General features: G+C 52.9%; 6 protein-coding genes. 4 read left to right on the top strand and 2 right to left on the bottom strand.

Annotated elements, in window-relative coordinates; genetic code table 11:
* The first annotated feature begins 135 nt into the window (after positions 1-135).
* The 3 genes from SERS4_RS0124410 to SERS4_RS0124400 all read left to right on the top strand — a co-directional run bounded on the left by SERS4_RS0124410 (position 136) and on the right by SERS4_RS0124400 (position 7,730).
* Complete coding sequence (locus SERS4_RS0124410) at positions 136-3,237, top strand: autotransporter outer membrane beta-barrel domain-containing protein (protein ID WP_026142580.1); 3,102 nt, start codon at positions 136-138, stop codon at positions 3,235-3,237.
* Positions 3,238-3,304: 67 nt separating this feature from the next.
* Positions 3,305-6,406 (top strand): autotransporter outer membrane beta-barrel domain-containing protein, encoded by a 3,102-nt coding sequence (locus SERS4_RS0124405; protein ID WP_017894378.1) that lies wholly within the window; start codon positions 3,305-3,307, stop codon positions 6,404-6,406.
* 472 nt (positions 6,407-6,878) lie between these two features.
* Complete coding sequence (locus SERS4_RS0124400) at positions 6,879-7,730, top strand: helix-turn-helix domain-containing protein (protein ID WP_012147410.1); 852 nt, start codon at positions 6,879-6,881, stop codon at positions 7,728-7,730.
* On the opposite strand, the gene SERS4_RS0124395 is transcribed toward SERS4_RS0124400, so the two are convergent.
* Both SERS4_RS0124395 and SERS4_RS0124390 read right to left on the bottom strand, forming a co-directional pair.
* On the bottom strand, positions 7,720-9,504 hold the full coding sequence (locus SERS4_RS0124395; protein ID WP_017894377.1) for an ATP-binding protein: 1,785 nt from the start codon (positions 9,502-9,504) through the stop codon (positions 7,720-7,722). The two genes, SERS4_RS0124400 and SERS4_RS0124395, sit on opposite strands and share 11 nt — an antisense overlap.
* Positions 9,501-9,995, bottom strand: a complete 495-nt coding sequence (locus SERS4_RS0124390) for a molybdopterin-dependent oxidoreductase (protein WP_017894376.1) — start codon at positions 9,993-9,995, stop codon at positions 9,501-9,503. The genes SERS4_RS0124395 and SERS4_RS0124390 overlap by 4 nt, the downstream gene beginning before the upstream one ends.
* A 1,135-nt stretch (positions 9,996-11,130) precedes the next feature.
* Between SERS4_RS0124390 and SERS4_RS0124385 the strand changes: the two genes are divergently transcribed.
* Entirely contained in the window at positions 11,131-14,223 is a 3,093-nt protein-coding gene (locus SERS4_RS0124385; protein WP_253275404.1) for an amino acid adenylation domain-containing protein, read from the top strand.
* Positions 14,224-14,239 lie beyond the last annotated feature (16 nt).

The following is a 14,239-nucleotide window of genomic DNA, read 5'->3' as shown; positions in this document are numbered from 1 at the left end:
TGCCGTTTAGGTCATCCAGCGCCTTGACCCATTAGGCGCGCTTGAGATTGTTGTGCTTTATTTATTTGGTGTTACGAAACTGTTACACAAAAAAATCAATAAGACATTTGCAAACAACAATGGACGGTATCTGGGATGGAAAATAGACGTAGAGGAGTCAAGCCTGTTCAGGCGGCCTTCGGCTGGCCTGAAATTGGTGTTAATCGCGCACAGTGGAGTGCTGTGCTTTTTTGCCTGGCGGCGATCGGTGGAGCGCAGGCTGCACCATATGTAGAGAGCGGCAAGCCGGGCGATCCTGCGAGTTGGCGCAGTAATGAATTTAACGCCGAATGGGGCCTGGGAGCGATCCACGCCGATCAGGCCTACGCCGCCGGTTATAGCGGGAAAGGCGTAAAACTCGGCATTTTCGATCAACCGGTGTATGCCAAACATCCGGAGTTTGCCAGCCAGGGCAAAGTGATCAATCTGGTGACGACCGGCATTCGCGAATACACCGATCCCTACATTCCGGTGAAAAAAGGCGACGTATTCCGCTATGACGGCACGCCGAGCGTGGATTCCGACGGCACCCTGGGTTCACACGGTACCCATGTGGGCGGCATTGCTGCCGGCAACCGCGATGGTGGTGAGATGCACGGCGTGGCGTTCAACGCACAAATCATCAGCGCGGAAAACGGCGACCCCGGGCCGGAAGACGGCATCATTCTCGGTAACGATGGCGCGGTGTACCAGGCCGGCTGGGATGCGTTGATCGCCAGCGGCGCGCGCATTATCAACAACAGCTGGGGGATTGGCATCACTGAGAAGTTTGATCAGGGTGGCAAGGATCCGGCCTATCCTCACTTCACGCTTGCCGACGCGCAAAAGCAATTCGATCAAATCAAACAGATCCTTGGCACAAAAGCCGGCGGCGCTTATCAGGGTGCAATCGATGCGGCACGCAGCGGCATCGTCACCATTTTTGCCGCCGGTAACGATTATAACCTCAATAACCCGGACGCCATGGCCGGGCTGGCCTATTTCGTGCCGGAGATAGCCCCCAACTGGCTGTCGGTCGCCAGTCTGCAGGATCCGAACAACACCGGCGACTACAGCATTAGCACCTTCTCCTCCCGCTGCGGCTATACCGCCAGCTTCTGCGTTGCCGCGCCGGGCAGCAAGGTGTACAGCTCAATCATCGAAGGCAACAGCGTAGATAACCTGACCACCGGTTACGCCAAATACAGTGGGACCTCAATGGCGGCGCCGCACGTGGCCGGCAGCATTGCGGTGCTGATGGAGCGCTTCCCGTACATGACAGGCGCACAGGTTGCCTCGGTGCTGAAGACCACCACCACCGATATGGGCGCACCGGGTATCGATGCGCTGTACGGCTGGGGGATGATCAATCTGGGCAAGGCGATCAACGGTCCGGGCATGTTTGTTACCGAGCAGGATATTCCTGAAGAGTTTCGGGTTAGCGGCGCTTATGGCCCGGAGCAGTTCGTGGTGAATCTACCGGGCGTCGGTGCGGTGCTGGACAAGGGCAAACCGACCGAACGCGTGTGTGACGATACGCATTGCGGATTGGATGTCTGGAGCAACAACATTTCCGGTCACGGCGGCCTGACCAAACAGGGTATCGGTACCCTGGTGCTGACCGGCAACAACAGCTACGCGGGGCCGACGCTGATCAATCAGGGCCTGCTGGCAATTAACGGCTCGGTGACTTCCGACGTCACGGTGCAAAACGCTGGCGTGCTGGGCGGTTCCGGCACGGTAGGTTCACTGACCGCCCGCAGCGGCGGTACCGTGGCACCGGGCAACTCGATCGGCACGCTGAACGTGACGCGTAACGTCAGCTTCGAGCCGGGTTCCCGCTATGCGGTGGAAGTGGCACCCAACGGCCAGAGCGATCGGATCCAAAGCAGCGGATCGGCGACGATCGGCGGCGGTGAGGTCGTGGTGTTGCAGGAACAAAACGCCAACCTGCTGTCGCAAGGTAGCGTGAGCAGCCTGCTGGGCCGCCAGTACAATATTCTGACCGCCCAGCAGGGTATCAGTGGGCAGTTTGCTTCCACTTCAACTTTCTCTCCCTTCCTGGGCGCCGGGCTGACCTATCAACCCAATCAGGTCACGCTGAACGTTGGCCGTAACGACACCAGTTTTGCCAGCGTGGCCGCCACTCAGAATGAGCGTGCGGTAGCGGCAGCGGCGGATGCCCTGGCGGCGGGCAACCCGGTGTACGAAAGCATCCTCAACGCCGGTTCGGCAGGGGAAGCGCGTCAGGCGTTCCGTCAGTTGTCCGGGCAGATCCACGCGGATATTGCCTCGGCACAGGTGAACGACAGCCGTTATCTGCGTGACGCGCTGAACGGCCGTCTGCGACAGGCGGAAGGGCTGGCAACCTCGCCGGACATCAAGGCGGACGACGACGGTGGTGCCTGGGCGCAGTTACTGGGGGCCTGGGACCATGCGTCGGGCGATGCCAATGCCACCGGCTATCAGGCATCGACCTACGGCGTGCTGGTGGGGCTGGACTCGGCGCTGGCGGACGACTGGCGGCTGGGGGTGGCGACCGGCTACACCCGCACCTCGCTGGACGGCGGCTACGGCTCGAATGCCGACAGCGACAACTACCACCTGGCAGTGTACGGCGGCAAACAGTTCGGTGAACTGGCGCTGCGTGCCGGTGGGGGCTACACCTGGCACCGCTTCGATACCTCGCGTTCGGTCAATTACGGCATGCAGTCGGATCGGGAAACCGCAAAATACAGTGCGCGCACCGAGCAGGTGTTTGCCGAAGCGGGTTACAGCGTGAAGGCTGATTGGGTGAATCTGGAGCCGTTCGCCAACCTGGCGTACATCAACTTCCAGAACAACGGTATCTCGGAGGACGGCGGGGCGGCGGCGCTGCACGGTGACAAGCAACATACCGACGCGACCGTCTCGACGCTGGGGCTGCGTGCGGATACCGAGTGGCAGGCGAGCAAAACCACGTCGGTGGCGCTGCGCAGCGAACTGGGCTGGCAGCATCAGTACGGCGATTTGGATCGTGGCACCGGGCTGCGCTTCAACGGGGGTAATTCCCCGTTCGTGGTGAACAGCGTGTCGGCCTCGCGTGACGGTGCGGTGCTGAAAGCCAGTGCGGAAGTGGCGGTGAACAAGAACGCCACGCTGTCATTGGGCTACGGCGGGTTACTGTCGCAAAACTACCAGGACAACAGCGTCAACGCTGGCTTCACCTGGAAATTCTGATCTTAAAAAACAGAGGGACAAACCGCCTCGTCGGGGGCGGTTTGACTAAAACAAAAAGGATAAGGGAATGAAGCAAGCGACAGGAAAGAATAAACCGGCATTGGCGCCGACATGGAAACTGAACGCCTTGTTGTGCGCGCTGTTGGCGGCCGGTGGCGTACAGGCTGCGCCCTATACGGAAGGCGGTAAGTCAGGCGATCCGGCAAGCTGGCGTAGTAATGAATTCAACGCCAACTGGGGGTTGGGGGCGATTCACGCTGACGAGGCCTATGCCGCGGGTTATACCGGTAAAGGGCAAAAAGTGGGCATCTTTGATACCCCGGTGAACAAGCACCCTGAATTCGCCGGTGACGGCAAACTGGTGAACGTGGTGACCCAGGGGAACCGCGCCTATACCGATCCGCATCGGGAGGGGATTAAGGCTGGCGATCGTTTTTACTTCGACGGCACCTTCCATTTCTACAGTGGTTCACAGGGTATGCTGAGTAACCACGGCGTACATGTGGCCGGCATCAGCGGGGCCAATCGCGACGGTACCGGCATGCATGGCGTCGCCTTTGATTCACAGATAATCAGCGTTGATAACGACAATGATGGCCCGGCCTATGGCGAATTCCTCGGGCTGGATGGTAGCGTAACCAACGCCGGTTGGCAGGCGATGATCAACAATGGCGTGCGGGTTATCAATAACAGTTGGGGCGTCAGTATTCCCGATTTCTTATCGGATAATGGCAAAAAGCCAGACGCGCTGCATTTCGAACTGAAAGACGCACAGGAACAGTTTGATCAGGTGAAACCGCTGCTGGGCAGCCTGGCGGGAGCGGGGTATCAGGGCGCGATCGATGCGGCACGTAAAAACATTTTGGTCTTGTTCGCTGCCGGTAACGACGGCAACTACAACCAACCTGACGTGATCAGCGGTCTGGCCTATTTTGTGCCGGATATTGCGCCTAACTGGCTGTCGGTTGCCAGCGTCGCACAGGATGATGCCTCCACCAACAGCGTGCCTTATACCATCAGCAGCTTCTCTTCACGCTGCGGCTATACCGCCAGTTTCTGCGTCTCGTCACCGGGCAGTAAAATCTACAGTACCGTGGCCAACGGTTCCGATCCGAATCAATTGGTCTCGGACTATGGCAATAAAAATGGGACCTCAATGGCGACGCCGCACGTGACCGGCGCGGTTGCCGTGTTACTGCAGCGTTTCCCGTACATGACGTCGGCGCAAATTGCCGACGTGTTGAAGACCACCGCCACCGATATGGGCGCACCGGGGATCGATGCGCTGTACGGCTGGGGGATGATCAATCTGGGCAAGGCGATTAACGGCCCGGGCATGTTCTATACCGTCGAAGATATTCCTGAAGAGTTCCGCATTCCGGATCCGACAGGCGTGGCTTACGGCTCGTCACAGTTTGTCGCCAACATTCCCGGCTTCGGGGCGCAAATCGATCAAGGCACGCTGCAGGCTCGTATTTGTGATGACTACCACTGTTCGGTGGAGGTCTATTCCAATGACATCTACGGCCATGGCGGCCTGACCAAGGAAGGCCAGGGGGCGCTGGTACTGACCGGCACCAATACCTATTCCGGCCCGACCTGGGTAAATACCGGCCTGCTGGCGGTTAACGGTTCGGTCACATCAGACGTCACGGTGCAAAACAGCGGCGTGCTGAGTGGTTCCGGTACGGTCGGGTCACTGACCGCCCGCAGCGGCGGTACCGTGGCACCGGGCAACTCGATCGGCACGCTGAACGTGACGCGTAACGTCAATTTTGAGCCGGGTTCCCGTTATGCGGTGGAAGTGGCGCCCAATGGCCAGAGCGATCGGATCCAAAGCAGCGGATCGGCAACGATCGGTGGCGGTGAAGTCGCTGTTTCGCTGGAGAACAGCACCAATCTGCTGTCGCAAAGCGAAGTCCGCAGCCTGCTCGGCCAGCAGTACAACATTCTGACCGCGCAGCAGGGTATCAGCGGGCAGTTTGATTCGGTGGCTCCAAACTACCTGTTCCTGGGCGCCGGGCTGACCTATCAACCCAATCAGGTCACGCTGAACGTTGGCCGTAACGACACCAGTTTTGCCAGCGTGGCAGCAACCCAGAACGAGCGTGCGGTAGCGGCAGCGGCGGATGCCCTGGCGGCAGGCAACCCGGTGTACGAGAGCATCCTCAATGCTGGCTCTACAGGGGAAGCGCGGCAGGCATTCCGTCAGTTGTCCGGGCAGATCCACGCGGATATTGCCTCGGCACAGGTTAACGACAGCCGTTATCTGCGTGATGCGCTGAACGGCCGTCTGCGACAGGCGGAAGGGCTGGCAACCTCGCCGGACATCAAGGCGGACGACGACGGCGGTGCCTGGGCGCAGTTACTGGGGGCCTGGGACCATGCGTCGGGCGATGCCAATGCGACGGGCTATCAGGCATCGACCTACGGCGTGCTGGTGGGGCTGGACTCGGCGCTGGCGGACGACTGGCGGTTAGGGGTGGCGACCGGTTACACCCGCACCTCGCTGGACGGCGGCTACGGCTCCAATGCCGACAGCGACAACTACCACCTGGCGGTGTACGGCGGCAAACAGTTTGGTGAACTGGCGCTGCGTGCCGGTGGTGGCTACACCTGGCACCGTTTCGATACCTCGCGTTCGGTCAATTACGGCATGCAGTCGGATCGGGAAACCGCAAAATACAGTGCGCGCACCGAGCAGGTGTTTGCCGAAGCGGGTTACAGCGTGAAGGCTGATTGGGTGAATCTGGAGCCGTTCGCCAACCTGGCGTACATCAACTTCCAGAACAACGGTATCTCGGAGGACGGCGGGGCGGCGGCGCTGCACGGTGACAAGCAACATACCGACGCGACCGTCTCGACGCTGGGGCTGCGTGCGGATACCGAGTGGCAGGCGAGCAAAACCACGTCGGTGGCGCTGCGCAGCGAACTGGGTTGGCAGCATCAATACGGCGATTTGGATCGCGGCACCGGGCTGCGCTTCAACGGGGGTAATTCCCCGTTCGTGGTGAACAGCGTGTCGGCCTCGCGTGACGGTGCGGTGCTGAAAGCCAGTGCGGAAGTGGCGGTGAACAAGAACGCCACGCTGTCATTGGGCTACGGCGGGTTACTGTCGCAAAACTACCAGGACAACAGCGTCAACGCTGGTTTCACCTGGAAGTTCTGATCCCCCTATCTTAATTTTGTTAACGAACACTAGGGCCAGCTTGCTGGCCCTATTTTTTTGGATTTTAACGGGGTGATGACGGAGGGAAAACGTATGATGCATCACGCCGCTTTGCGGTAAAAACGACAAAAAAAAACGGGACCCTTGCGGATCCCGGTTCAAAACGCGGTAAAACAGATTAGCGCTACGGCCCAAATTACGACGAGGATCTATTGCATACATTCTCTCACGTCGTAACTGAAACGAGCTTTCCCTGGTGTCATTATGATTATTGGTGATGCGATCTTACTATTGTTATATTTTTATTGTGGTGTTGCTGTGTGTCTCTTCTGATACCATGTTTGACTATATAATGTGGTATGTCAAGCAATGTTTAGGTTATACATTGTACCATATACCAGTTTTGGATCGCTTTTTTGCACGGCAAGTATGAAAACGACTGAAAAAACAGCAAAAAAAATCGAAGGAAAAAATGGATAACAATCACCAGAAATTCGATTCACAGTCGATAGCAAACCGGGTCAGGGAACTGTTTGTACATTATGGGATTGGTAAGCGTCAGCATGCCAAAGAGCTCAGCCGCATTCTGGATCTGAGTTTTTCGCATGCGCATCGTAAGCTGAAGGGGCAAAGTCCCTGGACTCTGGAGCAAATTAACAACGTCGCTGCGGCATTAGGGGAAACGCCTGCCGCGATCGTGGACACCGGCCCTGAAAATGTCATCTCTGCGCAAACTATGGTGCGAGATGCCATCTTTTATGTGGGTGGTGTGGAACTGGGTTGTGTGGCTTATATCGGCCATGAGCTGGTTGGCGGACGTTCGTCGGAATATGTCGCGTTGCAGCAGGCGGGGCAATGGTGTCTTTATCGTGCGGATGATGCGCCGCTGGGGCAGCGTTTTTGCGTGGAGCTGATCGAGCTTCGCTCAGCCGCCGTCGAAGATGAGCGCCTGAGCATTGCGGTACTTGATGATTCACATCAGGCGGCCGATGAGCTGACCAAATACCTAAACAGCCGCGGTTTTCATGCGGTGGCATTTTATGATGTCAGCAGTTTTAACCTGGCGTTGCAGCAGAGCCTGTTCGATGGTTATGTGGTCGACTGGCTGATTGGTCAGGAAACGGCAGACCAATGTATTGCAGCCATCCGCGCCTCGGATAACCCGGATGCGCCGGTTCTGGTTCTCACCGGCCAGTTAGGGACCGATCAGCGCGAATCTGAAATCGCCAGGGCGATGCGCGACTATGACGTACTGGGCCCTTATGAAAAGCCAGTACGGCTCCATGTGATTGAAGCCGCACTGTTGCGCTGTTTTAATCTCTAGCGGCCAGCAGTGAAGCCAGTGCGGAAGACAACGCGTCCAGCCTGACCGGCTTCATCAGGTAATTGTCGAATAGCGCCCGCTGTTCGACAGACAGTTGTTCCGGGGTGTAAGCGCTAATGCCCACGATCGGAATACCGCGGTTGGGGCCACGTTGGCTGCGTAATTGTTTAGCCAGCGCGGCACCGTCAATGCCGGGCATTTGCAGATCCAGCAGTAATGCGTCATAAGGGCGACGGAGCAGCTTTTGCAGCGCCCGTTCCGACGAATTGCACAGTTCATGTTGATAGCCGAGCTTGTCTAGCAGCGCCGCGAAGGCGTCACTCACCGATTTGTTGTCATCAACCACCAAAATATGCTGCTGTTTTTGCAGCAGGCCCTGGTGGTGGTGAGGTATTTCGTCGAGCCGTTCTTCGTTGCTGACTTCAACCGGAATACTGACGATGAAGGTGCTGCCTTTTTTGGGCTCACTGTAGACGGTAATGCTGCCGTCGAGCAGCGTGACCAGTCCGTGTACAATCGCCAGCCCCATGCCGACGCCGCCATACTGCCGGGTATGCGACTGATCGAGCTGGGTGAAGGGCTGGAATATCTGGTCGAGCATCTCCTTTTCGATACCGATGCCGGTATCCGTGACCTCAATAATCAATGCATTGCCGTTAGGCTGGCGCCGCAGGCTGCTATACAGCGTGATGGTGCCGCTTTCGGTATATTTGAACGCGTTGGTCAGCAGGTTGACGATAATTTGCCTGATGCGCAGTGGATCGGAATGTATCTGCAGATGCCCGCACTCCACTTCACATAACAGCGTCACCTGATCTTTCTGACTCAGCGTATTGATTTCATTAGCCGTTTCCTCGACCAGTCGCTGGACGTCGAAGGGGGCGATGCGCAGCTCCATCATTCCGCTGTCCAGGTGCGCGTAATCGGTCAGATCTTTCATCTGGCTTTCAATTTGCTGCGCGGCAGTTTCCAGACGTTGGAAGGTGTCCGCATGTTCGGCCGACACTTTGGTATTCACCAGCACATCAATGGCAGACATAATACTTTGCAGCGAGGTGCGCAGTTCGTGACCAATGGCCCCCAGAAAGGCGTTTTTGGTGCGAGTGGCTTTCTCTGCCTCAATCGCTTTGGCCTGCTGCCGGATTGTCAGGCGCTGCTGGCGCAGCACAATCAGGGTGATGGCGATCAGCGCGATCACCGAGAACATCACGATCACCAGACCATAAAAAATGATGTGTCGTTTTTCGATATAGTCTTCGTAGGCGGCGGTGCGCTGCTTCACTTCAGCGTGATCGGTCAGGTTGGCCATCTCAATCGCATAGGGCTTGATTTGCCTCATGGCCTGCGAAATCAACGAGAAATCAATCTTTGGGCTGTTGAGCAAATGATCAATCTGATCCATTTTCGCCCGCATGTGTGCGACCACCTCGGGATAACCCGGTTCGGCATACAGTGGCTGGGTGGACTCGGACACCGTTTCCAGCACGTAAAAGCGAGAGTAAAGGATTTCAAATTTAAGCCGCAGAGCCTCGGCGTCCACCTGCGGCGCATTTTTCAGCTGTTCGACCAGCGTATCAAACTCGGCCAGCTTGATGGAGAACTTGGCGATCGACCAGGAGTAATTCTCCTGGGTGCCGGCGATAGCATACAGCCCCTTCTTTGACAGGGTTGCGCTGTAGTAATACAGCGTCACCGTAGAGGCAACCAAAAACAGTGCGGCAAAAATAGCCGGGATTGCCAGCCTGCTGTTGCTTTTAAACCCTGTGAGCTTCATTTGATCACAATCCTGTCCACTTGCCAGATAAAGCGTGAGTTGTAGAGCGGGGAATTCAACTCAGGCCCTGCGGCATCCCTGGGATAAACCAAAAACAGCGGGCCGAAGTTTCTGATCTTCAGCATTTCGCCGTCCATCTTGTAGGCCAAAATCATATTGTATTTCTCGACGTCGGACAGCGGCACGTCGATGTAATAATCATTCAGCGCGTAAAACGTCAGCGTGCTGCCCTTGGCCCCGACACGCGCCAAAATGTCCGCCACGGCAACCCCTTCGAACTTTCTTTGCGGCGTCCAGGAGGTTGAGGTGGTGATGCTGCTCACCGGCATCGCCAACAGTTGTTTATCGGTAAACAGATAGCTTTTCTTTACCGGATCGGTGGTGTTTTGGATGTTGCCCGAGACTTCCAGAGTAAAACTCAGCGCGCTGGATTGGACGACCATCAACGCAACAAATGCCAACGTGATGTTTTTAAATAACTTGAACAGCATCGGGGTTCTCCAGTGTCGCGGATGCTTGCATGAGCTCCGCCCATTGATCAGGCAAAATAATGGCAGAAAATGAAGGTTTGTGTCGAAGGAAATGGTGCAGGGAGTGAAAAGATGCACGCAGGGGTACCCACCCTTGCAAAGTGACGTACGGCCTTTATCACTTGCGATCATCTACATGGGTTGTGTGTGGGTTCGGAATTGCCGCGTTTGGTGGTCTGAGAATGACCGGTGCATTCCGAACTGGGACAGATGATGCACGCGTAAATTCAAAAATAAGGGGCAATATTACCTGTGAAACAAGTGGCGCTAATACCAGATATTTTCTCAATTTTGGGGATGTATTGCATGTCGATGGCAGTACTAGAGCGAATACGCTTTCAGCGCTAATTTATCAAATAAGAGTTAATAAATATAAATTTATATTGTTTCGGTTTAACATGGGTTTAGTTTTGACATTGTTGATCAATTTATCACCACTGGTGGTGGTGTGTTTTTTAGTCTTGCTATTTATAATGTTTACAAAGTGTATAATTTCTTGTTTATTTCATAAAATGTAAACCAAATCACAGTTTTATATTTATAAAAACATCTCCAGCCACACGTTGTGGATATGAACTTGTTTAATTTCGGTTAAGTTAAAGATTGGTTAAGCGGATATAAACTAATCTAAACTCATAAATGTAACAAATATTTTCATAATCGCTTGAATTTTTTTTGTCATATAAAACATAAATATAAATTATTATCGTACATTTATTGAACGCGTTGGTATTTGCAGAAAGCATGATGGGTTACACTTGGAATCATTTTTATCTTTGAGAAATATCCCTATAGGATTACCATTGCTAACTAATTACTAACCGTTAATATCTACCAGTCAGAGTTCATTTTTCAATCGCCACTTTATTTTAACATGCACGCTTAACTGAGGTTTTGGCCGGCGCGAGATAAATGCCATAGGGTCATAACACTTTTTTATGCTGTGCTTTCCGTCGCAATGACGGCTTTTTATTAAAAAATAAAACTAACTGTACATTTTGGTTAATTATTTTGCCAAGGGACCATATTGAGTAAAAAAATATAGGGCATCTACCTGGAATTCCCCATTTTTATGCGGGGATAAAGGTTGGAAAATATGGAAGGAATCGCCATGAATTGCAGGAAACCTGTTTTTGAAACTATTTCAGCATGGTCAGCTCATCGACCAGATAAGATTGCTGTTACTTTTAGCGGACAGAACTTGAGCTATAGGCAATTAGAGCTTCAATCCAACTTGTTGGCAGGTTACTTGATATCAACCTATCCGAAAAACCAGCGAGGAAGGATTGCCGTTTATCTGGAACCAGGTTTGATGATGCCCGTAGTCTTGTTAGCAATTCTTAAGGCGGGCTGTACCTATATACCTCTTTCTCACTTTCAGCCGAATGAGAGGATAACTAAAATCCTCGATGATGCTTCGGTCTTCCTGCTGCTAACGACACGTTCTACCATCAATAAAGCCGGAATAGAAAAACTATTCCCTTCAACACTGGCGCTGGAGGATATCCACTACCCAGATTTGACGGTTCCTATTAGCCTGCCTGTTGTGCACGAAACCGATCTTGCTTATGTGCTGTATACCTCTGGTTCGACAGGGGCGCCAAAAGGCGTTGCCATAGAGCACTGTAACCTGAGCTATTATCTGAATTGGTTTAACCAGGAACTCTGGCCCGAAACTCAGGCGGTATTGCCGCTGACATCCACTTTAAGCTTTGCTGCGGCAGTCACTCAACTTTATGCCCCTTTGCTGCGTGGAGATACGTTGCATATCTTGCCTGCTGATAGTCTACATGAGCCAGAGGTCTTACTGTCTTGGTATCAGCAACATCCGCGGGGAGCAATTTATTGCGTGCCAACGGTATGGGATGAATTGTTGCGTTATCATCGCGATGTAGATAGTCCGTTGAATTTACCCAGAATCGTATTCCTCTCTGGTGAGCCGGTACCTTTTGATCTCAAAGAGCGTACTTTTGAACAGTGCCCTGAAGTCAAAGTGTATAACCTTTACGGCCCTACGGAAGCGACGGCCAATGGTTCTTTTGCCCGGCTAGAGAAACAGCATGCCGTCACTTTGGGCAAGGCGCTACGCGGCAGCAAAATCCTCATTGTTGACGAGAATTTAACGCCAGTTGAGGTTGGAAAAAGTGGTGAAATTTGCATTGTTGGTGAGGGGGTTGCGCGGGGGTATATCAATCAGGATAGCCTGACTCAGCAACGTTTTTTCACCTATGAAAGTGACAATGTTTGCTACCGTGCTCACCGCACCGGCGATTTGGGAAGATTTGATTCGCAAGGTGATATCGTCTATCTGGGACGTATTGATCGTCAGATCAAGATTAATGGAGTGCGTATTGATCCGGAGGAAATTGAAACCGCCTTGCGTGAAGATGCCAGAATTAGTCATGCCTTGGTGCGTGCTTTCGGTGAAGAGAAGGGTTCAGCACGGCTGATCGCTTATTTAGTCAGCCCTGGCACTTCAATTTCTACAAATGAAATAAGAAGCTTCTTACGTACAAAATTGCCCGTAGGAATGATCCCGTCACACTTTATTACTGTCGAAACATTACCCAAGTTACCCAATGGGAAATTGGATCTTCAACGCCTGCCGGCACCTTGTCCAACACGGCCGACACTGAGCTACTCTTATCGCCAGGCCGCCAATGAGATGGAGCAGGAACTGATTGAAATATTTCAGGATATACTGAATTTCCGTGAGCTGGGGGCTGATGATAACTTCTTTGATTTGGGAGGCAGTTCGCTGCAGGTCATTCAGGCCAGGCAAATGATTAGACGTAGACTGTTCAGTGATATCGATTATTTCCTTTTCTTTAATAATGCTACGCCTCATCTGCTGTCGTTTATTGTGCCTTACTATGTCAACGATGAGGATACAGTGTGCCTTGACCAGGGGTTGGAGTCGGCTCCCCTGTCTGGTGAGCAACATTATTTCTTGACCCTGGATCAGATAAGTCCTGACCCACGGGCCTATCAGATTGCATTTTGCTTAACCTGGCATGGGCCGTTAAATATCGCCGCTCTGGAATGGTGTACCCAGAGGATTCTGGAAGACAATCCGGTTCTGCGCAGCCGCTTTGACCTTGATAACGTCAGTTGTCGCGAGGGGGCATATTCTTCTGCTGCGCTGCAAATTTCACAACAGCGCTGCTGCCAAGAGGTGATTGTCGCTGGTGAGCTAAACGACGAACTGTTGTTGGCATCGGTCGGTTCACCTGAGATGGATCTGGAACAGATGCCCCTTATCTGCATCAGGTTATTGTCTTCGGCAGATGCTCAACACATTCTGTTAGTGCAGGTGCATCATACTGTTTTTGATCATGACTCTATCTCTCTGTTCTTTAATCAGTTTATTCATTATATGCGAGCTTACTATGCTGGCGACCGCGGCTTCAGGCTTGGTCAAGGAAAACGCTATCAACACTACCGTCAATGGCAGCAACAAATAATCAAACCAACACGTTACCCGCAAGAAAGGCAATTTTGGCTGGAAACCTTTGCTGAATATGTGCAGGCCGGTGCCGATGCCTCACTATTCCATCCTCAGGCGGATCAAGAGGGGGAAAACAGGTGCTGTATCTTATCCCCGGTTTTGACGCAAAAGCTTCGGTCTTTTGCCAAAGAGCGTCAAACAACCGTTTTTGTCTGTATGTTGGCGGCATTTAATCTGTTACTGAACTCTGACACGCGTTATCGGCATGTACCGATTGGCATTCCTGTCTCCAGCCGTATGCTCTATGAGGAAACTGAGTTACTAGGATGCTTTGTCAATCGGGTTACCTATTACGATAAGGTTTTCCCAAACGATGATATTAATACGTTACTGGTGCGCTGTCGTAAAAAAATGTATGCAATTTTAGATAATCAGACGCTTCCTTATGATGTTTTGAATAACGATATTCGTGCTCAGGGGTGGAGTGAAAAACTCTATGCACCTGTCTGTTTTAACTATTTAACTGCTATGCCTGCAGCGGTGCCAATTGATAACATTGAGTTTAATGTCAATTCTATTGAAAGTTCATTGGCAAGAGTGGATTTGACATTGTCAGTTAATGACGGAGATAGACTACGGGTTTGTTTTAATTATCATAAAAATGTGTTCAATGCAGAACAGATAAACGTTTTATCCAAAAAATATCTCTCATTATTGACAACGATGATTCAGCCAGGATAGTTAGCACTTTTTAAAA

This window comes from Serratia sp. S4, assembly GCF_000347995.1.
Taxonomy (GTDB): Bacteria; Pseudomonadota; Gammaproteobacteria; order Enterobacterales; family Enterobacteriaceae; genus Serratia; species Serratia quinivorans.
The sequence above is the reverse complement of the archived record's forward strand: the minus strand, read 5'-3'. Positions and strand labels throughout refer to the sequence as shown.

Excerpts from the sequence above, each read along its gene's own strand:
- SERS4_RS0124390 (WP_017894376.1), bottom strand. The coding sequence starts at position 9,995 with ATGCTGTTCAAGTTATTTAAAAACATCACGTTGGCATTTGTTGCGTTG.
- SERS4_RS0124405 (WP_017894378.1), top strand. The coding sequence starts at position 3,305 with ATGAAGCAAGCGACAGGAAAGAATAAACCGGCATTGGCGCCGACATGG.
- SERS4_RS0124395 (WP_017894377.1), bottom strand. The coding sequence starts at position 9,504 with ATGAAGCTCACAGGGTTTAAAAGCAACAGCAGGCTGGCAATCCCGGCT.
- SERS4_RS0124400 (WP_012147410.1), top strand. The coding sequence starts at position 6,879 with ATGGATAACAATCACCAGAAATTCGATTCACAGTCGATAGCAAACCGG.
- SERS4_RS0124385 (WP_253275404.1), top strand. The coding sequence starts at position 11,131 with ATGGAAGGAATCGCCATGAATTGCAGGAAACCTGTTTTTGAAACTATT.
- SERS4_RS0124410 (WP_026142580.1), top strand. The coding sequence starts at position 136 with ATGGAAAATAGACGTAGAGGAGTCAAGCCTGTTCAGGCGGCCTTCGGC.